General features: G+C 71.6%; 16 protein-coding genes. 7 read left to right on the forward strand and 9 right to left on the reverse strand.

Translation table 11 applies throughout. From position 1 onward, the window contains the following. The 4 genes from ACFYM6_RS09380 to ACFYM6_RS09395 form a co-directional block, all read right to left on the reverse strand. Positions 1–765: a GNAT family N-acetyltransferase gene (locus ACFYM6_RS09380; RefSeq protein WP_387273856.1), complete on the reverse strand. Its 765-nt coding sequence runs from the start codon at positions 763–765 to the stop codon at positions 1–3. A 215-nt stretch (positions 766–980) separates the two neighbouring features. After that, positions 981–3455 (reverse strand): FtsX-like permease family protein, encoded by a 2475-nt coding sequence (locus ACFYM6_RS09385; protein ID WP_387273858.1) that lies wholly within the window; start codon positions 3453–3455, stop codon positions 981–983. Then, positions 3452–4174, reverse strand: coding sequence for an ABC transporter ATP-binding protein (locus ACFYM6_RS09390; RefSeq protein ID WP_387273860.1), 723 nt, complete (start codon positions 4172–4174; stop codon positions 3452–3454). The genes ACFYM6_RS09385 and ACFYM6_RS09390 overlap by 4 nt, the downstream gene beginning before the upstream one ends. Further along, complete coding sequence (locus tag ACFYM6_RS09395; RefSeq protein ID WP_387273862.1) at positions 4171–4797, reverse strand: PadR family transcriptional regulator; 627 nt, start codon at positions 4795–4797, stop codon at positions 4171–4173. The genes ACFYM6_RS09390 and ACFYM6_RS09395 overlap by 4 nt, the downstream gene beginning before the upstream one ends. Before the next feature lie 438 nt (positions 4798–5235). Between ACFYM6_RS09395 and ACFYM6_RS09400 the strand changes: the two genes are divergently transcribed. From ACFYM6_RS09400 to ACFYM6_RS09420, 5 genes are all read left to right on the forward strand, one after another. Beyond that, entirely contained in the window at positions 5236–5883 is a 648-nt protein-coding gene (locus ACFYM6_RS09400) for a hypothetical protein (protein WP_387273864.1), read from the forward strand. A gap of 3 nt (positions 5884–5886) precedes the next feature. Beyond that, the gene (locus ACFYM6_RS09405) at positions 5887–6759 is read left to right on the forward strand and encodes a cobalt transporter (protein WP_387273865.1); all 873 of its coding nucleotides are present in this window, start codon (positions 5887–5889) and stop codon (positions 6757–6759) included. Positions 6760–6828: 69 nt separating this feature from the next. Beyond that, entirely contained in the window at positions 6829–11016 is a 4188-nt protein-coding gene (locus ACFYM6_RS09410) for a LamG-like jellyroll fold domain-containing protein (protein WP_387273867.1), read from the forward strand. 290 nt (positions 11017–11306) lie between these two features. Then, positions 11307–13673 carry an acylase gene (locus tag ACFYM6_RS09415; protein WP_387273869.1) on the forward strand — a complete coding sequence of 789 codons (2367 nt, stop codon included), beginning with the start codon at positions 11307–11309 and terminating at the stop codon, positions 13671–13673. Positions 13674–13777: 104 nt separating this feature from the next. Continuing rightward, on the forward strand, positions 13778–15100 hold the full coding sequence (locus ACFYM6_RS09420; protein ID WP_387273871.1) for an AAA family ATPase: 1323 nt from the start codon (positions 13778–13780) through the stop codon (positions 15098–15100). Positions 15101–15171: 71 nt separating this feature from the next. Here the strand turns inward: ACFYM6_RS09420 and ACFYM6_RS09425 are convergent, their stop codons facing one another. Together ACFYM6_RS09425 and ACFYM6_RS09430 are read right to left on the reverse strand one after the other, a co-directional pair. Next, complete coding sequence (locus tag ACFYM6_RS09425; protein WP_387273873.1) at positions 15172–16041, reverse strand: endonuclease/exonuclease/phosphatase family protein; 870 nt, start codon at positions 16039–16041, stop codon at positions 15172–15174. Between the two features lie 252 nt (positions 16042–16293). Beyond that, positions 16294–17058 (reverse strand): SDR family oxidoreductase, encoded by a 765-nt coding sequence (locus ACFYM6_RS09430; protein ID WP_387273875.1) that lies wholly within the window; start codon positions 17056–17058, stop codon positions 16294–16296. A gap of 99 nt (positions 17059–17157) precedes the next feature. Here ACFYM6_RS09430 and ACFYM6_RS09435 point away from each other — a divergent pair, with 99 nt between their 5' ends. Then, positions 17158–18012, forward strand: coding sequence for a helix-turn-helix transcriptional regulator (locus ACFYM6_RS09435; protein ID WP_387273877.1), 855 nt, complete (start codon positions 17158–17160; stop codon positions 18010–18012). Positions 18013–18060: 48 nt separating this feature from the next. On the opposite strand, the gene ACFYM6_RS09440 is transcribed toward ACFYM6_RS09435, so the two are convergent. The 3 genes from ACFYM6_RS09440 to ACFYM6_RS09450 form a co-directional block, all read right to left on the reverse strand. After that, on the reverse strand, positions 18061–18687 hold the full coding sequence (locus ACFYM6_RS09440; RefSeq protein ID WP_387273879.1) for a glyoxalase: 627 nt from the start codon (positions 18685–18687) through the stop codon (positions 18061–18063). A gap of 5 nt (positions 18688–18692) precedes the next feature. Further along, positions 18693–19157, reverse strand: a complete 465-nt coding sequence (locus ACFYM6_RS09445; protein WP_387273881.1) for a helix-turn-helix transcriptional regulator — start codon at positions 19155–19157, stop codon at positions 18693–18695. Between the two features lie 143 nt (positions 19158–19300). Then, complete coding sequence (locus tag ACFYM6_RS09450; RefSeq protein ID WP_387273883.1) at positions 19301–19711, reverse strand: VOC family protein; 411 nt, start codon at positions 19709–19711, stop codon at positions 19301–19303. 377 nt (positions 19712–20088) lie between these two features. On the opposite strand from ACFYM6_RS09450, the gene ACFYM6_RS09455 reads away from it, so the two are divergent. Then, positions 20089–20964, forward strand: a complete 876-nt coding sequence (locus tag ACFYM6_RS09455; protein WP_387273885.1) for a DMT family transporter — start codon at positions 20089–20091, stop codon at positions 20962–20964. Positions 20965–21132: the final 168 nt, after the last annotated feature.

Here is a 21132-nt window from a genome sequence, read left to right on the forward strand (position 1 = left end):
TCAGGGGGTGATTGCGTACTCGGTGAAGCGGCCGCAGGATTGGAACCCAAGCCGGCGGTAGACGGGTTCGCCCTCGGAGGATGCTTGCAGGACCACCGTGCGGTAGCCCGCGCCGTACGCGGTGCGCAAGGTCGCCTGGGTGATGGCGCTGCCGTAGCCGCGTCGGCGGTCGGTCGCCAGGGTGGCGATGTTGTAGATCCCAGCGACGCCCGAGTGGAGGAAGACCTCGGCCGAGCAGACGGGGCGGCCGTCAGCGTAGCCGACCAGGTAGCGAGCGGGGCAGTCGGGGGCGAGGGCCCAGTCGGCGGCATCAGCAAAGAAGCGGCGCACCGTGGCGGCCGGTGGGTTCCAGTTCGCAGCCAGGACGGTCGAGTAATCGGCGAGTTGCTCGGGGGCCCTCACCCGGTGGATGGCCAGATCCGCAGCAGGTTGCTGGGGTGGGGCCTCACGTAGGTCCTGCCACATGCCAGTCTCGGTCTCGGATGCCTGGAGACCGGCGCTTTCCAGGAGCGAGGCGAGATCCGCCGGCGTGGAGGCCGGGCCCACCCACCACGAGAAAGGACGCCCAGTGGCGGCCAGTGCCTGAAGGGTCTGCGCGATCCGGGTCGGGGCGGTGCCCGGCGTGAGACGCGCCGCTGCAACGATGTTGAAAGTGTCGTCGTCCAGGCCGCTGTCGGCGATCAGGAGATCGTTGGTTTCAATGACGGTCGAGCCCGCCACATGCCGGTGCAAGTGACAGGCATGTTCGGCGAGGTTCTGCTCCATTGCGACCATCAGGTCCGAGCGACCGCCGAGGGGTTGTTTCCCTTCATTCACAGCGGTTCATCACATCATGTCTGATCGCCGTTTGCGCGCGAGTTTGGTGGCGTCCAGGTCGGGCACGGGGACCACCACGAGCTCTCCGCCTGTCGCCCCGGCCCACCGGCCGCCCGGCCTTCGCCGCGCGGGACATCCACGACGACCTCGCGCTGGTCCTGTTCTCAGTCGAGCCTGCGGCGGCTCAACGAGGACGGTTCGCGGCCCGCGAGCAGCCAGCCGGCGACCGCGGCGAGCACCGGCAGACCGACGGTTGTCGCGGCCAGGTGGGCGACGGGCACGTCGGTGAGCGCGTCGAGGTCGCGGTGCAGGACGCTGACCAGCGCGAGGTACGCGCCGGCCAGGCCGAGGACGGCGCCCAGCAGGGCGAGCCCACCAGAGGTCGTGGCGGTCAGAGTGCGCCGTACCCGTCGCGGGGCGCCGGTCGCGGTCAGGGTACGCAGGTCGCCGGCCGCTTCGCCGCGGATGAGGCCGACGGTCATGGCGAGGATGCCGAGGGCGAGCAGCGCGCCGGCGGCGACCGCTCCGGTCCGCAGCGCCCCGAGCGAGGCCTGCTCGTGGCGGGACTCGATGGTGAGGCCGGCGCTCGCGGCGAGGTTCTGCGCGGTGGTCAGCTCCTGCCCGGTGAGGGGGTGGTCCGCCTCGACGAGCCAGCCGACCCGCGCGGGCTGCCAGCCGTGGCGGGCCATCATGCTCGCGGTGACCAGCGAGTTCGGCATCGAGGAGTACCGAGTGTCCGGGAGCGCCTGGGTCTTCGGGTAGACGCGGCGTTCGGGGATGTTCACCAGTTCGAGCGCGCCGGTGCGGACGCTGAGCACCTCGGTGTCGGCGGCGACCGCCGCGGTGTCGAGCTGGTAGAGCCGGAGCAGTTCCGGCGTGGCCACGTAGAGCGGGTACGGCGCCATCGTCTGACCGTCGGCAACCGGCGCACCGATCTCGACGGCCGGATGGCCGGGCTGGCCGCCGTTCTCGCCCGGGTCGGTGTACGAGGCGACCACCGCCATGTCGAGCGGAGTCACCATGGGCGTGCCGAGATTGCCGGCGACCGCGTCGATCTGCGCCTGCAGGCTGGCCAGTTGCTCCGGCGTCCGTACCGGGATCACCGGGTCGGGTCGGCCGATGCGGACCAGGAGCGTGCTGTCGGCCAAGTTGCCCAGCCCGGCGGAGTGCCTGGCCTGGTACTCGGCGGCGGCGGACCCGGCGACGACCGCCACCGAGATCCCCAACGCGAGACTGATCGCGGCGAGCGCCGCGCCGGCCCGGGCCTGGTAGCGGACCAGGTCGGTCAACGCCAGGCGGACGGCCACCGGCATCCCGCCGCGCGCCGCGGCCAGCAACCGGATCGCCGTCGGGCCGACGAAGAGCACCCCGACCGCCGTGGCGAGGGTGCCCGCGGAGATCAGCACCGGGTTGGTGCCGCCGGACAGCACCAGACAGGTGACACCGGCGGCGAGCAGGACCACGGCGGCCACCGCGGTGCGCCGGGCCGGTCGGGGGCGCGGCGGCCGCGCCGACAGGGCACTCATGATCGGGGTACGCGCGATGGCCCGCGCCGGCCACCACGCGGCGGCGGTGGCGGTCGCCACGGCCAGCACCATCTCCGCGCCGAGCGTCGCCCAGGGCAGGTCGAACCGGTCGATGCGGTGCCCGGCGGCCGCCTCCACCCGCCCGGCGACGAGCAGCCAGGCGGCGACGCCGATGGTGGTGCCGAGCACCGCGGCGACCGCTCCGACGACGGTGCCGTTGGCCAGCATCACCAGCCGCAGGTGCCGTCGGGTGGCGCCCATCGCGGCGAGCATGCCGAGCTGGCGCAGCCGGCGCTGCGCCACCACGATGAACCCGGCCGCGGCGACCAGCGACACCAGCAGCAGGCCGACGGTGGCCAGCGCCAACGTGACGGCGGCGATCACCGTACGGGTCATACCGGGCCGCGACTCGCGTACCAGCGGACCGTCGATGGTGTTGCGGAACGCCTCCAGGGAGGCCTGGTCCCCGCCGACGAGGACGGTGACGGTCTGCGGCGCGTCGGCGTGCCCCACGTCGACGAGGGCGAACTCGTCGGCCAGGTCCCTGGGGTTCTCCACCACCCCGACGACCAGCCGGTCGTGGCCGTCGAGGCTGACCCGCCGGCCGAGCCCGGTCCGCAACGTACGCGCCACCCCGTCGGTGACCGCGATCTCGCCCGCGCCGGCCGGGTACCGCCCCTGCCGCAGCGCCAGCATCGGTGCGCCGTACGCGCCGTCAGGGTTCTGCGCGCGGACGTCGACCGGGTCGAACAGGCCCGGCACCTGCACGTAGTGGTGGCCGATCGCGTCGATCGTGCCGAACCACGCCCGTGCGGCGGCGAGCCGGGAGTCGAGCACAGCCGGGTCGCCGCCGTCGAGGCGCAGGAGGTGGTCGGCGCGCCCGAACGTCGCGTCGCTCGACGAGGCCATGTTGTAGGTCGCCGAGACGGCGAAGGTGGCCCCGATGACGGCGACGGTGAGCAGCGCGAGGGTGAGCACCTGCTGGCGCCACTCCCGGCGGAACAGCCGTACCGCCCACCGGATCACGGCCCGGCGGGCCGGCAGGCCGCCTCCCGGGGCGCGGCGGGGCGCCGGCCGGTCAGTGCTCGGCAGGGTGGCGGTGCTCGCCGTCACGTGGTCACGTCCCCGGCGAGCAGGGCGTCCGGACCGGTCGTGGCAGTCTGGTCGACGACCCGGCCGTCGCGGAGGAACACCACCCGGTCGGCCCAGGACGCGAGCTGCGCGTCGTGGGTCACCATGACCCCGGCGATCCCGCGCTTGCAGGCCGCGCGCAGCATCCGCATGACCGCTTCACCGTTGGCCGAGTCCAGCGCACCGGTGGGCTCGTCGGCGAGCAGCAGCCGCCGGTCGCCGACCACCGCGCGCGCGATCGCGACCCGCTGACGTTCGCCGCCGGACAGGTCGTCGGGGAAGGCGGCGGCCCGCTCGGCCAGCCCCAACTCCTCCAGTACGCGCATACCGGCGGCCCGTGCGGCACGCGCGCCGACACCGTCGAGTTCGAGCGGCAGCGCCACGTTCTCGACGGCGGACAGCCCGGCGAGCAGATTCAGGTCCTGGAAGACGAAGCCGATGGCCCGGCGACGCGTCCTGGCCTGCGCGTCGGCGGACATGGTCGACATGTCGTCACCGCAGACCAGCACCTCACCGTCGGTCGGCTCCTCAAGGCTGCCGGCAATCGTCAGCAGGGTGCTCTTGCCGGAGCCGCTCGGACCCATGACGGCCACCAGTTCGCCGCCGTCCACGGTGAGGTCCACCTGCCGCAGCGCGTGTACGGCGGCGTTGCCCGCGCCGTACACCTTGGACACCTGGCGCATGCTCAGCACCGCACTCATCGACGGGCCCCCTCGCGTGCCGGCGTGGATTCGACCGGTTCCCGGTCGGCGGAGCCAGCCGGTCGGGTCGGGCCGCTCGGCACCGCCTCGGCGGCCACGGTGGGCGTGGCGGGTAGGCGGCGCAGCCGGGCGTCGGCCGCGTCGAGCCAGCGGACCACCGCCTCGAGCCGGAACAGCTCCGCGTCGACGACGAGGCCGAGCGCGATGTCGTCGGGGTCCGCCTCGGCCTTGAGGTGGGTGTACCGCTGCATTTCCTCGACGAGGCGCCGGCGGTGAACCTGCAGGATCTCCCGTACATCGACGCCGGGCAGGCGCACCGCCACCTGCACCTTGATGACGAGCTCGTCGCGTGGGGGAGGCGTGGCACCGGGCGGGGTTCGCAACCACCTGTCCAGTTCGCGATTGCCGTCGGCGGTGATCCGGTACCGTCGCTGCGCACCGTCGCGTTCGGTCTCGTTCGATTCCACGTGCCCTTCGCGCTCGAGGCGTTGCAGCGTGGTGTAGACCTGCCCGACGTTGAGCGGCCAGACCTCACCGGTGCGTGCCTCGAACTCCTGCCGCAGTTGCAGGCCGTACTTGGATCCTTCCGCCAGCAACGCCAGCAGTGCATGTCGAATGCTCATGGTTCATCACCCCCGTCGATATACTCGGTATAATACTCAGTATTATCGCCCAGTCCAGCCACTTCGGCAGATGAATGAGGACGGCGCAGCCCCGCGCGACGAAGCGGATCCGTGCCGGGTGGGACGACACCGTTCGCCGGTCTCCCGGGGTGCGATGGCTCCTGCGCCGGCGACGCGGTTGTGTGCCATTTCGGGCATCACCGGCGCGGGTCGGGAATGGACAGAGCCGCCCGGTACCCACGATGACCAGGGTCATTTCCTGGTCTGGCAACCTGCCCGTAAGAGTTCGCTCGGTTTTTGTGATCTTGCTGGTCACCTGCGGCCGGAACAGTCATTGCGTTTGCCCCACCGAGCGGATGAGAGCCTGTTGTGCCTGCCCTGCGCCGTGCCCTACGCCACGCCTGGCGTTGCTCCTGGGGCGTACTCGCACTGGTGCTGATGGGAGGGCTGGCTGCGGCCCCGGCCTCGGCGCATCCCTTCGGTGCCCCACAGCAGATCAAGGTTGCGGGCGAGAGCGATCACGTGCGGGTCCGGTGGCTGGTCGGCGGAACCGATGACCTGACCCAGCTCGGCATCGCGCTCGGCGTCCTTTCGCAGGACCGGGTCCTGCTGGACGGTGCGGTGATCTACGAGCCCTCCGACGCTGTGGCGTTGGCTGAGGCGCCAGAGTTCGCCAAGTACCTGACCGAGCGGATCACCGTGAAGCAGGACGGGCGGGCCTGCAACGGCGAGGCCACCGTGGCCGACGATCTGGTGGCCGGCGGCGCCGAGGTGCTGTTCACCTGCCCCGAACCGGTGAGCACGGTGACCGTGACGTCCCGGATGCTCACCGACCTGCACGAGGCCTATCGGACGCTCGCCAGAGGTCCTCGTGGGCAGAAGGCGGTGTACGACGCCGCGCACGAGTCAGCGGACTGGACCATCAGCGACGACGCCGGCACGGACTCCCGCCCCGCGTCAACTCGGACCGTCGCCGCGACCTCCTCAAGCAGCAGCGCCCTGCAACTCTCCGTCGTCGGGGGCGTCCTGCTGGCCCTCGTCGCAGCCGGAGCGTTCTGGCACCACCGGCGCGGACGAAAGGCCTGAACCATGCACTCGATCACCAGCCTCGGCACCGCGGCGGCACCCCCCGGCTTCGGCCCCACAGCCCTCCTCGCCGTCGATCTCTTCGGCGCCGCCGGGTTCGGCGATCGACTGATCGAGACGGTGCAGTCGCCAGGGTTCATGCCGGTGGCGCTGGTGATCGCCTTCGTGGCGGGGGCCGCGCACGGACTCGCACCCGGCCACGGCAAGAGCCTCGCGGCGGCGTACCTGATCGGCTCCCGGGGCCGGGTCCGCGACGCCGCCTGGCTGGGTTTCTCGGTGGCCGCGATGCACACCGTCTCGGTGCTGGTCATCGCGGTCGCCTGGACCTTCTTCTCCCTCTCCGACCTGGTCAGCCTCGAGCGCCTGACCACCGGACTACAGCTGACGGCGGGCCTGACCGTCGTCGCCGTCGGGCTCTGGCTGCTGCGACGCCACCTGCGTCGGCGCGGTCATGCTCACAGCCACAGCCACAGCCACAGCCACAGCCACAGCAGCCACGGCCACGATCACGGCCACAGCCATGACCACGGGCCTGGCCACGCCAGCCCGTCCCGCCCGGGTCTCCTCCTGCTCGGCATGTCCGGCGGCCTGACGCCGTCGCCGGCGGCTTTCCTCGTGCTGGTGACCGGCATCTTCGCCGGGCGGGCCGGGTTCGCTCTCGTCCTCGTGGTCTGTTTCGGCCTCGGGCTCGCCGCAGTGCTCTTCACCGTCGGCCTCATGGCTCTCACCGGCCGCTCGCTCGTGACGCGCGCCGCCGGGTCCCACACCCTCCTGCAGTTGGCCACGCGGGTGGCCCCGGTGCTGGCCGCCTGCGGGATCACCCTCATCGGCGTCGGCATCTCCGCCTCCGCCGTCGCCGGCCTACCCGGCACCTGACCTTCCTTCCGGATTTCCGACCACCCACCACCAAACACCAAGAGAAACCCCCCAGAAAAAGGAGATGTCGTGACAACACGACTCCATCCGTTCACCCGGAGGTGGCGCCGCCTGGGCGCGGCCGCCCTCGGGCTTGCGATGGCCGGCGGCGCGCTGATGATGCCCGCCCAGGCCGCGCCGACCTCGGCCGCCACGGTCCCGGCTGCCGACGTGCTCGACGTCGCCTTCACCGGCGGCGCCACCACCGACCGGGCCCAGGGCCTCGCCCCCACCACCTGGGGCGCTCCCAGCTACACCACCGACGCGGCGTTCGGTCACGACCTGCTCAAGGTGGACGGGGTCGACGACGCCGTCTCCTTCGACTTCACCGACCAGTGGAGCCGGTTCTCCACCGGCTTCGCCATTGAGTGCGTCTTCCGGGTCGACACCACCATGCCGGTGAGCGGCGAGAAGGACCTCTGCTCTGACAAGGAAGCCGGCGGCTTCTCGGTCTACGTCAACGCCGGCAACCTCGGCACGATGGCCCACATCGGCGGCGGCTACAAGTCGGTGCTGACCCCGATCAGCGGCAACCGCTGGTACCACGCCGTCTCAGTCTGGGACGGCCAGACCCTGAGCCTCTACCTCAACGGCCAGCTGGCCGGCTCCGCCACGGCCACCGGTGCGCTCACCCCGCCGGCGTCCACCTCGCGCCGCTTCGTGATCGGCGCCGACGCCGCACCGTCCGGCATCGGGCAGGTCGCCCCGCCGGCCTCCTTCGCGGCCAGCAAGGTCTGGAGCCGGGCGCTGACCGCCGCCCAGGCGGCCGAGCTGGCGTCGGCCTTCAACCTCAAGGCGCCCGTCCCGACCGCCGACGTCCTCGATGTGGACTTCGACGACGGCACGCCGAAGGACGACGCCCAGAACCTCGCCGTCACCACCGTCGGCGAGCCGGTGATCGCCCAGGACACCGCGGTGAAGACGCCGGTCGCGACCTTCGACGGCGCCAACGACGCCTACGCCTACGCGATGGGCGACACACAGTGGGAGAAGATCCGCAACCAGGTCTCGATCGAGTGCACCTTCAAGGACAACGGCACCCTGCCCAACTCCGGTGAGCACTCCGTCTGCTCCGAGAAGGAGACCGGCGGCTACTCGATCGTCGTCTACGGCGACAAGCTGACCTTCGCCGTGTACGCCAGCGGCGCCTACCGCAACGCCCAGGTCCAGATCTCCTCCGGCCGCTGGTACCACGCGGTCGGCACGTGGGACGGTGCCACCGCCCGCCTGTACGTCGACGGCGAGCTGGCCGCGTCCGTCGCCGCGCCGGCACCGCTCGGCCTGCCCGGCGGCGCCGCCCGCAACTCCTTCTACGTCGGCGCCGACGCGGTCAACCAGTTCTGGGCCCCGGCCTCGGTGCGCAACGCCCGGATCTACTCCCGCGTCCTCACCCTCGACGAGGTGAAGGCGCTCAACATCGCCGCCCTCGGTGACGTCCGGAACGCGGGCGTCGCGATCACCTCGACGCTCCCGGGGGAGGGCGACCACCTGAGCCGTCCGACCGAGCTCCAGGTGAGCGTGACCAACCAGGGCAACGCGACCGGCTGGCGCTACCTGCTCGACGGCGAGCCCGTACAGGTCGGCCAGGAGATCGGCGCCGGCATGAAGTCCGGCAACCACACCCTGGCGATCTCGGCGACCGACGTGTTCGGCAAGCCCGTCAGCAAGACGGTCACGTTCACCTCCGACGCCATCCCGACGACGGGCGGCACCGACGTCGGCCAGGGCAGCGGTCGGGTGACGCTCTCGGCGATCGCCAACAACCCCGACGGCGGCGAGGTGACCACCACCTTCAAGCAGGCCACCCCGAGCGTGCCGGTGGGCGGCTTCCAGGGTGTCGTCCCGGTGATGCCGTCCGCGCTGGACTTCTCCTACACCGACGGCGGCCAGATCGGAGCGAGCCCGCGTCCCGACGGCAAGATGGCGAACAGCCCGTCCACGGGCAACATCCCGTTCCAGCGGTACGACGTCCAGGTGCCGGCCTCGACCGAGCGTCGCCAGATCCTGTGGAACGGCACGGTCGACCCCGCGCGCGCCGTCTCCCTGCACGTCTGGAACAGCACCACCCAGGCGTGGACCGAACTCGCCACCGCCCGCGGCCAGGCCGAGGGTGAGACCACGCTGAAGGCCGTCGTACGGCCGGAACTGGTCGACAACGGCGTGGTCCACGTCCTGGTAACCGGCCAGGACCCGTTCGCCGACGACCTGGCGTCGCGCGACGCCACCGCCGGCGCCCCGGCCAACAAGGACCACTTCGAGGACCCGTCGGCCTACGACTTCTCGCTGGCCCACTTCACCGACACCCAGTACCTCGCCGAGGGTGCCGTCGGTGGCACGTACGACGACTTCGACGGCATCGACGAGCCCAGCGACAAGATGACCATGGAGGAGCAGGCGCTCTGGGAGAAGTCCTACCGGGACACCACCCAGTGGCTGGCCGACAACGCCGCCCGCCGGAAGATCGCCTACACCGCGCACACCGGCGACATCATCGAGAACGACTACACCAACCCGCTGGCCACCGACGCCAGCGGCAAACTGCTCCGCCCCGGGCTGGACGAGCAGGTGACCAAGGAGTTCCAGTTCACCGCCGAGGCCCAGCGCACCCTGGACGCGGCCGGACTGGTCAACCAGGTCATCGCCGGCAACCACGACAACCAGGGCGGCGCCGAGACCGGCCCGACCTCGCGGTTCAACCAGTACTACGGCCCCGAGCGCTACTACGAGGGCTCCAAGCAGTGGCCGGCCGAGTACAAGGCGTCGTACCACGCCTGGGACGAGACCACCGACGCCTCCGGCGCCGTGGTCACCCGCGGTAAGGACAACCAGAACAACTACGTCCTCTTCACCGCGGGCGGTCTGGACTTCGTCGCGGTGGGCCTCTCCTACGGCGTCACCCAGGCCGAGGCCGACTGGGCCAGCTCCATCTTCCAGCGCTACCACGACCGCAACGGCATCCTGCTGACCCACGCCTACATCGCCCCGTCGGGCGCGCCGGACGGCCGGGGCGCCAACTTCTCCACCGACGGTTCACGGGCCTTCTCCAGCATCGTGGCCGCCAACCCGAACGTCTTCCTGGTCCTCGCCGGTCACGAGCACGGCGTCGGCACGAACCTCAAGACCGGGGTCGGCGTCACCGTCGAGCACAACGTGGTCGAACTGCTCGCGGACTACCAGTTCTACAAGATGACCGCAGGCGAGCTGTGGCCGGAGAAGGTCGACGCCAACGGCAACCTCGACCTCAACGGCGACGGCACCGTCGACCACAAGAAGGGCGACCTGCTGCAGTTCGGCGCCAGCTTCCTGCGGATGCTGCAGATCGACGTCGACCGGGCCCAGATGAGCATCGACACCTACTCGCCGATGCTCAACAACTACGGCGCCACGGAGTACGACGACCGCAAGCGCTACAACGGCGCCGAGGACAACATGGTGCTGCCGATCGACCTGTCGTCGCGCAAGACCAGCTTCAGCACCGACGGCCTCGTCCTGGTCACGCCGACCGACACCGTGATCGGCCAGGCCACGGCCAAGTCGGGCTGGCCGGCCACCGTCCAGTGGAGCGGCCTGACCGAGGGCGAGCTCTACGCCTGGACCACCACCAGCCACACCGGCAGCGGTGCCCAGGTCGGCTCGGTCGACCAGTTCGGCGGCATCTTCACCGCCACCGCGGCCGGCACCGACGTCACCGCGCCGGTGCTGACCGTCCCCGCCACGACCTCGGTAAAGCAGGGGCAGGCCTTCGACCCGCTGGCCGGGGTCACCGCGGTGGACAACACCGACGGCGACGTCACCAACCGGATCCAGGTCATCGGCACCGCCGACACCACCACCCCGGGCAACTACGCGCTGTCCTACCTGGTCTCCGACACCAACGGCAACCAGGCGGTCGCCAACCGGGTCGTCACCGTCACCGCGGCCCCGACCGTGGAGCTCACCCCCACCTCGGTCCGGGCCAACGACGTGACCGCCACCTGGGGCCGGACCCTGAAACTGACCGCGACCGTCACGCCGACCACGGCGACCGGCCCGGTGCAGTTCATGATCGGTGAGGACGTGCTCTGTGAGGCGCCGGTCAAGAAGGGCGTCGCCTCCTGCACCGTCCGCATGCTGCCCAACCCCGGCACCCACCAGGTGCGGGCGGTCTACGGCGGCGACAAGACCCACGCGGCGTCGTACGACGACTTCACCCTGACGGTGGTCGAGCACAAGCGCTGATCGACGGGTTCAACGGGGGAACACCCCCGGAGCGGGGCCGGCCCTATCTGGCCGGCCCCGCTTCTCGTTCCCGGCGGCCAGGAAACCCGAGTGCCCGCTGGCGATGGCGCCGGGGGCACCCTCACCCGCCGTTCCGCTCGGGTTGAGCCCCTGCGGGCAACCCCGGACCCACCTGGTGGTCATCCCCGATGTCCCGGCCGGCGGGCGTCGTTAGCGTCGGTCGGGAATGGACAGTCGACACTCGGGGAGGACGTCCGAATGACCCATCCACGCCCTCAGCAGGCCGGCCGATGAGGCGGCTCACCGCCGCCGCGACCGCCGCCGTCCTGGTCGCCGCCGGCCTCACCGCCACCACCGGCCCGGCCGCCGCCAACGGCAACGGCTACTCGGCCCTCATCCAGCGCGCCTCGTACGGCGTACCGCACATCACCGCCCGCGACTTCGCCAACCTCGGCTACGGCGTCGGCTACGTCCAGGCCGAGGACAACATCTGCACCATCGCCGAAACCGTCGTCACCGTCCGCGCCCAACGCGCCCGCTGGTTCGGTACGTCCGGCGAGGCGGCGGTCAACGTCACCAGCGACCTGTTCCAGCAGAAGGTCATCGACGACCGGGTCGCCGAGCGGCTGCTCACCGGCCCCCGCGACGGCGTGCACTCACCCTCCGATGAGGTACGCGACCAGATCCGCGGCTTCGTCGCCGGCTACAACGCCTACCTGCGCCGCACCGGCGCGGCGAACCTCACCGACCCGGCCTGCGCCGGCAAGCCGTGGGTGCAGCCGATCACCGAGCTGGACCTGTGGCGGGCCCACTGGACCAGCATGGCCCGCGCCGGCTCCGCCGGGCTCGCCGACGGCATCGTCGCCGCCGCCCCACCCGGCAACGGCGCGCCGGCACGCCCCGGTGAGATCACCGGCCAGCTGCCCGCCCCCGAGGCGGCGGCCCTCGTCGCCGCCGGCGACGGCGCGCCGGCCGGGGTGGGCAGCAACGCGTACGCACTCGGACGCGACGCCACCGCCAGCGGGGCGGGCATGCTGCTGGCCAACCCGCACTTCCCGTGGGACGGCCCCGACCGGTTCTACCGGATGCACCTCAAGGTTCCCGGCTCGTACGACGTCGAGGGCGCGGCCCTGGTAGGCGACCCGCTCATCGAGATCGGCCACAACGGCCGGGTCGCCTGGAGCCACACCGTCTCCACCGCCCGCCGCTTCACCTGGCACAAGCTGACCCTCGTCCCCGGCGACCCGACCAGCTACCTGTACGACGGCAAGCCCCGGAAGATGACCGCCCGCACGGTCACCGTCCAAACCCCTCACGGGCCGGCCAGCCGCACCCTCTACGACACCCACTTCGGCCCCGTCGTCGTGGTGCCCGGCGTCTTCGACTGGACCGCCGACACCGCGTACGCGATCAGCGACCCCAACGCGGCCAACAACCGTTCCCTCGACGGCTGGCTCGCCATGGGACGGGCCCGGTCGGTGGCCGACCTGCGGGCGGTGCTGGACCGCCGCCAGTTCCTGCCCTGGGTCAACGTCATCGCCGCCGACAGCGGTGGCAAGGCCCTCTACGCCGACCACTCCATCGTGCCCCGGGTCACCGACCACCTCGCCGCCACCTGCATCCCGGCCGCCTGGCGCGACCTGTACGCCGGCAGCGGCCAGGCCGTCCTCGACGGCTCCCGCTCCGCCTGCGAGCTGGGCCGGGACCCCGACGCCGCCGTGCCAGGCATCTTCGGCCCGGCGCACCTGCCCACGCTGGTCCGCAACGACTACGTGACCAACTCCAACGACAGCTACTGGCTCGCCAACCCCCAGCAGCCCCTGGAAGGCTTCCCCCGCATCATCGGCAACGAGCGGACCGAACGCAGCCTGCGTACCCGGCTCGGCGTCCACCAGGTGCAGCAGCGCCTCGCCGGCACCGACGGGCTCCCCGGCACCCGCTTCACCACCGGCAACCTGTGGGCGGTCACCCTCGGCAACCGCGCCTACGGCGGCGAACTGGTCCGCGACGACCTGGTGAGATCGTGCACGGCCGACCCGGTCGCCACCGCCTCCGACGCCACCCGCGTCGACCTGACCGCCGCCTGCGCCGCCCTGCGCGGCTGGGACCTTCGGGTCGACCTGGACAGCCGCGGCTCGCACGTGTTCACCGAGTTCGCCCGCGCCGGCGGCCTGCGCTTCGCCGACCGGTTCGACCCCGCCAACCCGCTCACCACCCCGAGCCGGCTCGCCATCGACGACCCTCGGATCCGCACCGCCCTCGCGGACGCCGTTCAGCTGCTCGACGGCATCCCGCTCGACGCGCGCCTCGGCGACATCCAGACCGAGCCGCGCGGCGCCGAACGGATCCCGATCCACGGCGGGTGGCCCGAGGCCGGCGTCTTCAATATGACGATCAACCTGGTGCAGCCCGGCGTCGGCTACCCGAAGGTGGTGCACGGCACGTCGTTCCTGATGGCCGTCGAGCTGGGCCCGAACGGGCCGTCGGGCCGGCAGATCCTCACCTACTCCCAGTCGGCCAACCCGAACTCCCCCTGGTACGCCGACCAGACCCGGCTGTACTCGGGCAAGGGCTGGGACACCATCAAGTTCACCGAACGGCAGCTCAAGGCCGACCTCAACCTGGTCACCTACCGGGTGGGGCAGCGCCGCGACTGAATCGGCGGGCGAGTGCGGGCTGGTGGCGTGTGCCAGCGGCCCGCGCTCGGCTCGTATGGTGACGGGACCGCTGCCCACCAGGGCAGCAGTCGGGAGGGTGATCGATGCTCGCGGGATTGTCGGTGCCGCCTGCGGTCGAGGCGGAACGCGTGATCACCGCCGTGCTGGCCGACCTGCGCTCCGGTCAGCACCGGGGCGTGGTGGTCGACTCACCACCCGGCGCCGGCAAGTCCACCCTCGTGGTCCGCGCCGCCGTCGAACTGGCCGCCGCCGGCGAGCCGCTGATCATCATCGCGCAGACCAACGAGCAGGTCGACGACCTCATCGACCGCCTCGCCCGTAAGGCGCCCGAGCTGCGCATCGGCCGGCTCTCCGCCACCGACTACAAACCCACGGACCGGGTCGAGAGCCACGAGACGGTCCGGGTCGCCGCCAAGGTCGCCGACCTCGCCGCCTCGGCCGTCATCATCGGTACGGCCGCCAAGTGGGCCACCGTCGCCGAGGGCTGCTGGCCGTGGGCGATCGTCGACGAGGCGTACCAGATGCGCTCCGACGCCCTGCTGCGCGTGGCCGGCCGGTTCGAGCGGGCGCTGTTCGTGGGCGATCCTGGGCAGCTCGACCCGTTCTCCACCGTCGAGACCGCCCGCTGGACCGGCCTGACCTGGGATCCGATGCAGTCGGCGGTGGCCACCCTGATGCGGCACAACCCGGACCTGCCCGTACACCGGCTGCCGGTGTCCTGGCGGCTGCCCGCCACCGCCGCGCCGGTGGTGGCGGCGGCGTTCTACCCGTTCACCGGGTTCCGGTCCGGCACCGGGCCCGCCGACCGCGCCCTGTCGCTCACCGACCCCGGACCCGGTGACGCCTACGACGCGACGGTGGACGTGGCGGCGGCCACCGGCTGGGGGTTGTACGAGCTGCCGGCCCGGCACACGTTGCGTACCGATGGGGAGGCTGCCGCGGCCTGCGCGGCCCTCGCGCTCCGGGTGCTGCGGCGGGGTGCGGTCGCGATCTCCGAGCAGGCGCCCGACGGCGCGCCGGTGACCGCGGACCGGATCGCCGTCGGCGCTGCCCACCGCGACCAGGTGGCCGCCATCCGGGCGCGGCTCGGCGAGGCCGGCGCGGGTATCACCGTCGACACCGCCAACCGGCTGCAGGGCCGGGAGTACGACGTGACGGTCGTGCTGCACCCGCTGTCCGGGCGGCGGGACGCGACCGCGTTCCACCTGGAGTCGGGGCGGCTGTGCGTGCTGGCATCCCGGCACCGGCACGCGTGCCTCGTGGTGGCGCGGGCCGGGATCGCCGAGCTGCTCGACGCACACCCGTCAACCGAGCGGGTGCACCTGGACGTGCCGGTGAAGTTCCCGGACGGCTGGGAAGCCAACCAGACGATGCTGACCCACCTCGCCGCGCACCACGCCCGCTGACCGGGGACCGTGGCGAGGGCGGTGCTCCGGTCCCCGGACCGGAGCACCCCCGCCGTCGGCTGGTGTCCGGATCAGTTGCCGCGCTGGTGCAGCAGGAGGTCGGCGACCACCGGCCGGTGGTCCGACGCTGCCGTCGCCGCAGTGGCCGTGCCCACCACGGTGATGTCCGGCGAGACACTGATGACGTCGATCCGCTTCACCGGGTTGATCGCCGGGTACGTCTTGGCGCCCGTCGGGGCGGCATCACGCAGGTCCTGCCACAGGGCGGTCAGCTCGGGCGCCCCCGGCTGCGCGTTGAGGTCGCCGACCAGCACCTTCGGTCCGGAGTCGGCGGCCAGGATCTTCAGCGTGTCCTCGACCTGCATGCGCCGCACGGTCGGGTCCGCCCGGTAGTCGAGGTGCGTGGAGTACACGTGCACGTGTGCACCCCGCACGTTGATCGTCACCTCGGCGAAGCCTGGCGCCGGGGCCGGTACCGGGTTGGGCACCTGGGTGGAAAGCCGGGTGATCTCGTTGTTCACGGCATCGAGGATCGGATAGCGGCTGAGCACCGCTACCCCGTACTGCCGGCGGGGCGCACCGGCGGTCAGCGGGTCGAAGTCGTAGATCGGCGCGAAGAAGGCCCACATGCCCAGCCGGTGGGCGAGCTCCTGGGCCTCGTCGACGAAGTCGCTGCGGTCACCCCAGTGGACGTCCACCTCCTGAAGGCCGACCACGTCGGCGTCCAGAGACCGGATCGCCTCGGCGGTCCGGACGAGGTCGAAGACGTTGTCCTCGCCGGCCCCGGCGTGGATGTTGTAGGTGGCCACGCGCAGCGCCACGGGCGGCGCGGCCGACCCCGCAGGCTCGGTCGCGCCGGCCGGCGCGGCCAGCGACAGCGGTGCCAGCGCGGCGGCGAGCGCGACGCCGAGCAGGGTACGGCGATGAATGCTCAGTCTCAACGGGTCCTCCCGGATCAGACGGTGGAAAGGCCAGTGCCGATGCGGCGTTTCCTCCGGTTCGAGAACGGCGCACAGTTCGCCCGGTAGGGGGCATAAAGACCTTAAACGCCGCCCGTGAAGCCGACGATGATCTCTTGTCGAAGCCGGTGTGACCAGCCGGTGGAGCTTCGATGGCGACGGTCGAGGCGACGTCGCCGGGCGTCCAGGGCGGGTGACGCGGCGTCGAACCCGCGCCGCCAGGGGAGTCCGGGGCTACTTTCCGTGCGGGTCGGACGCGTTGAGCGTCGCGACGACCTGGTCGTAGTCGCCGCGCGCTTCGCCGTACCGGAGGAACTTCACGCGCTCGACCTGGATCTCCCTGGCGTCGGGCTGCGACTCCAGCAACGCGACGACCTCCGCCACGAACTCGTCCAGCGGCATCGCGAACTCGCTGTCCTCCTGCCCGGGCAGCAACGAGGTACGGACGGCCGGCGGTTCGAGCTCCACGACCTTCACGGTCGTGTCGGCGAGCTGCAGCCGGATCGACTCGCTGAGCATGTGGATCGCGGCCTTCGACGCGTTGTAGCTCGGGGTGACCTTCAGCGGCGTGAACGCCAGGCCCGAGGAGACGGTGACGATGGTGGCGTCCGGCTGCGCCCGCAGGTGCGCGATGAACGCGGCGATGAGCCGGATCGGGCCGAGCACGTTGGTCGTCACCACCTCCTCCGCCGAGGCGAGGAACGATTCGGGCTGCTGCCAGTCCTCGACGCGCATGATGCCGGCCATCGTGACGAGGACGTTGAGGTCCGGGTGCTTCGCCAGCACCTCCTTCGCGGCGGCGGCGATGCTCGCCGGGTCCGTCGTGTCGATCCGTACGGTGTCGATGCCCGGATGTTCCGCGGCGATTTTGTCGAGCAGGTCGGTACGCCGGCCGCCGACGATGACCGTGTTACCCCTGGCCCGCAACTCGACGGCGAGGGCCAGGCCGATACCGCTCGTGGCGCCGGGAATGAAGATCGTGTTTCCGGAGATGTTCATGCCCCGAGCCTCGCCGTTCCTCGAGGGCGGATTAAGAGACCGGTTATCGGGGGATCGGCAATCCCTGGTTGGCTCCCGCCGCCTGCGGATACTGGGATCATGGACCGTGCAGCCCTGGCCGACTTCCTGCGCCGCCGCCGAGAGGCACTGCAGCCCGGGGACGTCGGGCTGGCTGCTGGCGCCCGCCGACGCGCACCCGGCCTGCGGCGTGAGGAGGTCGCTGCCCTCGCCGCCATGTCGACCGACTACTACACGCGCCTGGAACAGCAGCGCGGCCCGCAGCCGAGCCCGCAGATGCTGGCGTCGCTCGCCCGGGCGCTGCGGCTGACCGGCGACGAACGCGACTACCTCTTCCGGGTGGCAGGGCAGAACGCCCCGGCGTCGGTGTCCGCGGGGACGCACGTCGCCCCGGCGCTGCTGCGCGTGCTGGACCGGCTCGACGACACCCCGGCGCTCATCCTGTCCAACCTCGGCGAGATCCTCGTGCAGAACCGGATGGCCGAAGCCCTTTTCGGCGACAGATCCGGCTACACCGGCCTCGCCCGCAGCGAGATCTACCGGTGGTTCACCGAGCCCGCGGAGCGGCTGCGCTACCCCGAGGAGGACCGCGACCGGCAGAGCCGCGCCCAGGTCGCCAACCTGCGCGCCGCGTACGGGTCGATGGGCCCGCAGTCACGGGCCGGCGAGATCGTGCGGGCCCTGCAGAAGGCGAGCGCGGAGTTTGCCGAGCTGTGGCAACGACACGAGGTGGCCAAGCGCTTCGAGGACCACAAGACGCTCATCCATCCCCGGCTCGGTGCGATCGAACTGGACTGCCAGGCGCTGATCACCGAGGACCAGTCCCAGGCACTGCTCGTGCTCACCGCGCCACCGCGCAGCGAGGGTTACGAGAAGCTGCAACTGCTCGCCGTGCTGGGACATGAGCAGTTCCCTGCCGACCCGACGCCGAAGTAGTGCCGTGACGGGGCTCGCCGGGCAAGGGCCGAGCGAGCCCCCCGTGAATCAGGGCGTGGGGGCCAGCGAGGAGGCCTCCCAGGCAAACCCGTCCGGGTCGGTGAAAGCCCCGGCATCGCCGCCGATCATAAGTCGGTGCGATCCGGTGCCCTCGGGAGCGACGCCGACGTCCTTGGCAAGGGCACGGCGCCGGTACAGCGCCAACTTGACCGGACTCGACCCAGCAGCGAACTCGACGTACATGCGGCCGAAGCTCTTCGCCACGGCGAGGCCGCGCTCGACGTAGAACCGCTTGCTCGCTGCCACGTCCGCGACACCCAGCAGGAGCACCAACTCGTCGATCTGCCGGGTCGCCGGGCCGGTGTCCTTCTTCGCCGAGGTCGCGACCTTCCAGATCGTCCCGTCCGGGGCCTGCACGACACCGCCGTAGCCCCAGAGCGACTTCGCGGCCGGCTTCAGCGTCGTGGCGCCGCCGTCCAGGGCGGCGCCGATGAAGCCGTTGACGGTGGCCGGCTGGGACACCGTGAGCGCCAGCGTGAACCCACGGAAACCGGTCGTCGGTGCCTCCGAGGCCCGCAGGCGGATCTGCGTGTCCAAACCGAAGGCGGCGGTGTAGAAGCGGCTGGCGGCCGCGGGGTCGGCCACGTCGAGGGTGACGGATTCGATGGATGTCATGGCAATCACGCTAGTTGCGGCTCGGCGACCAGGGCTTCTTGATTCCTGACCGGTCTGGTCACCTGTTTCGCCACACACGATGGCATCCCCGCCGCAGCGCTGGTTGCGTGGCGCCGGTAGGCGCTGGGCGACATGCCGACCAGCTCGGTGAAGCGGGTGCTGAAGGTACCCAGCGAGGAGCACCCGACCGCGAAGCAGACCTCGGTGACGTTGAGGTCGCCACGCCGCAGCAGCGCCGTCGCCCGCTCGATGCGCCGCGTCATCAGGTACGCGTACGGCGACTCGCCGTAGGCCAGCCGGAACTGGCGGCTGAGGTGCCCGGCCGACATGTTCACGCCGCGGGCGAGCGCCTCGACGTTCAGCGGCTGCGCGTACTCCCGGTCGATCCGGTCGCGGACGCGGCGCAGCCGAGCGAGGTCGGTGAGGCGGTGCGCCGCGGTGAGCGCGCGCCCCCACGAGGGGTGACACATGAGAGAGCTCCTTTTCGTCGATGCCCGCGAGCATGGAGCGGCCCGCCGAGGGGTGTGGGTGAGGGCGGCGGCCGGGAAGGGCCGGCCGCCCCGTTCCCGCAGGTGGTCGTGGCACCCGCCAGCACGGCCGAGTGACCGGTCGGTCAGCGAAGCTCCTGGATGCGGACCAGGTTGCCGGCGGGGTCGCGGAAGGCGCAGTCGCGGATGCCGTACGGCTGCTCGGTCGGCTCCTGGACGACCTCGGCGTCGCCGGCCTGCAGTTTCTCGAACGTGCCGTCGAGGTCCCGGGTGGCCAGCAGGATCCAGCCGTAGGTGCCCTTGGCCATCATTTCGGCGATGGTGCGGCGCTCGTCCTCGGTGATCCCGGGGTCGGCGGCCGCCGGCGCCAGGAGGATGGACGTGTCGGGCTGGTTGACGGGGCCGACCGTGATCCAACGCATCTTGCCCTGGCCGACGTCGGTGCGGACCTCGAAGCCGAGGACGTCGCGGTAGAAGGCCACGGAGGCGTCCGGGTCGACATGCGGAAGGAAGCTCGTGTGAATGGTGATGTCCATGACGATCATGCTAGGTGCGGCTCCGTGGCCTGCACTTCTTGATTCCTGATCGATCTTGGCCACTTCATCCTCAGCCGGGATTGGGCCTTTCCTCAGCCAGCGGTCCCAGGCAGCTACGATCGCGGGGTGAACTCCTACTGGCATGTCGTTCTGCCGCCGCTCTGCGCCTGATCGGGCGCAGACACTGATGGTGTGAACCCCTGACCCCCGTCGACGGCGGGCGGGTCAGGTTCTTGTGGTGCGCCCGTTTCGGATCGAGTCCCAGACGCATTCGACGACGGAAGACCACTACTGTGCCGAACCGTATTTCACCTCAAGCTCCCACCTGCCCGGCCACCGGCCAATGCCCCTCCCGCACCGGTTCCCTGGGCGGCCCGGTGCCCATCCTCACCGCAGCCGTTCTGTGGGGTACGACCGGGACCGCAAGCTCCCTGGCACCCGCCGGTGCACCGGCGGCGGCGATCGGGGGCGCCGGTCTCACCCTCGGCGGCGCCCTGCTGTTCCTCACCTCACGCCGCGCCCGATCGCTGCCCGCCAGCTGCACCCGCCCTGAGCGGTGGCTGCTCGTCCTGGGTGCGCTGGCGGTGGCCGGGTATCCGGTCACGTTCTACCCCGCCGTGGCCCGGACCGGCGTGGCGGTGGCCACCGTGGTTGCCCTGGGCAGTGCGCCGATCTTCGCCGGCCTGCTGTCCTGGATCACTTCGCAGGCCAGGCCGACCGCACGCTGGAGCGGCGCCACCGCGGCCGCCGTGCTGGGCTGCACCCTTCTGGTGCTCGGCCCCGGGCTCACCGGACATGCCGCGCCCATGGACCTGACCGGCGTCGCGCTCGCCGGGTGCGCCGGCCTGTCGTACGCCGCCTACTCGCTGATCGGCGGGAGGTTGATCACCCGCGAACACCCATCCGATGCGGTGATGGGCGTGCTGTTCGGCGCAGCCGGGCTGCTCGTCCTGCCGTTCGTGCTGTTCACCAACCCGCACTGGCTCGCCGCTACCCGCGGCGTGGCGGTGGCGCTGTACCTTGCCCTGTTCACCGTCTACCTGGCCTACCGGCTCTTCGGGCACGGACTGCGCCGTACCCCCGCGTCGGTGGCCACGTCGCTGACCCTGGCCGAGCCAGCCGTGGCAGCGGTCCTGGGTGTCGCCGTCCTCGATGAACGCCTGCCGGCCGCGTCGTGGTCCGGGATGGTCGTCCTCGCCCTGGGCCTGGTCCTGCTGACCGTCCCCGCTGGTGCTGGTAGCCGAGGACGATGAGCCGGCGCCCGTGCAGTCCGCCGGCTTCGTCGTGACGGACGGTGGCGACAGTTCGGCGGAGAAAAGTCGTGGGGGGGGGGGGGGGGGGGGGGCCCGCCCCCCCCCCCCCCCCCCCCCCCCCCCCCCCCCGCCCCCCCCCCCCCCGGGCCCGCGCGCCGCGCCCGCCCC

Origin of the sequence: Micromonospora sp. NPDC006431 (assembly GCF_042870725.1) — a bacterium.
Taxonomy (GTDB): domain Bacteria; phylum Actinomycetota; class Actinomycetes; order Mycobacteriales; family Micromonosporaceae; genus Micromonospora.

What these genes read in the sequence shown, in the direction of transcription:
- ACFYM6_RS09390 (WP_387273860.1), bottom strand. Translation starts at nt 4,174, where the DNA reads ATGAGTGCGGTGCTGAGCATGCGCCAGGTGTCCAAGGTGTACGGCGCG.
- ACFYM6_RS09380 (WP_387273856.1), bottom strand. Translation starts at nt 765, where the DNA reads ATGGAGCAGAACCTCGCCGAACATGCCTGTCACTTGCACCGGCATGTG.
- ACFYM6_RS09445 (WP_387273881.1), bottom strand. Translation starts at nt 19,157, where the DNA reads ATGTGTCACCCCTCGTGGGGGCGCGCGCTCACCGCGGCGCACCGCCTC.
- ACFYM6_RS09440 (WP_387273879.1), bottom strand. Translation starts at nt 18,687, where the DNA reads ATGACATCCATCGAATCCGTCACCCTCGACGTGGCCGACCCCGCGGCC.
- ACFYM6_RS09435 (WP_387273877.1), top strand. Translation starts at nt 17,158, where the DNA reads ATGGACCGTGCAGCCCTGGCCGACTTCCTGCGCCGCCGCCGAGAGGCA.
- ACFYM6_RS09420 (WP_387273871.1), top strand. Translation starts at nt 13,778, where the DNA reads ATGCTCGCGGGATTGTCGGTGCCGCCTGCGGTCGAGGCGGAACGCGTG.
- ACFYM6_RS09395 (WP_387273862.1), bottom strand. Translation starts at nt 4,797, where the DNA reads ATGAGCATTCGACATGCACTGCTGGCGTTGCTGGCGGAAGGATCCAAG.
- ACFYM6_RS09430 (WP_387273875.1), bottom strand. Translation starts at nt 17,058, where the DNA reads ATGAACATCTCCGGAAACACGATCTTCATTCCCGGCGCCACGAGCGGT.
- ACFYM6_RS09400 (WP_387273864.1), top strand. Translation starts at nt 5,236, where the DNA reads ATGGGAGGGCTGGCTGCGGCCCCGGCCTCGGCGCATCCCTTCGGTGCC.
- ACFYM6_RS09415 (WP_387273869.1), top strand. Translation starts at nt 11,307, where the DNA reads ATGAGGCGGCTCACCGCCGCCGCGACCGCCGCCGTCCTGGTCGCCGCC.
- ACFYM6_RS09405 (WP_387273865.1), top strand. Translation starts at nt 5,887, where the DNA reads ATGCACTCGATCACCAGCCTCGGCACCGCGGCGGCACCCCCCGGCTTC.
- ACFYM6_RS09450 (WP_387273883.1), bottom strand. Translation starts at nt 19,711, where the DNA reads ATGGACATCACCATTCACACGAGCTTCCTTCCGCATGTCGACCCGGAC.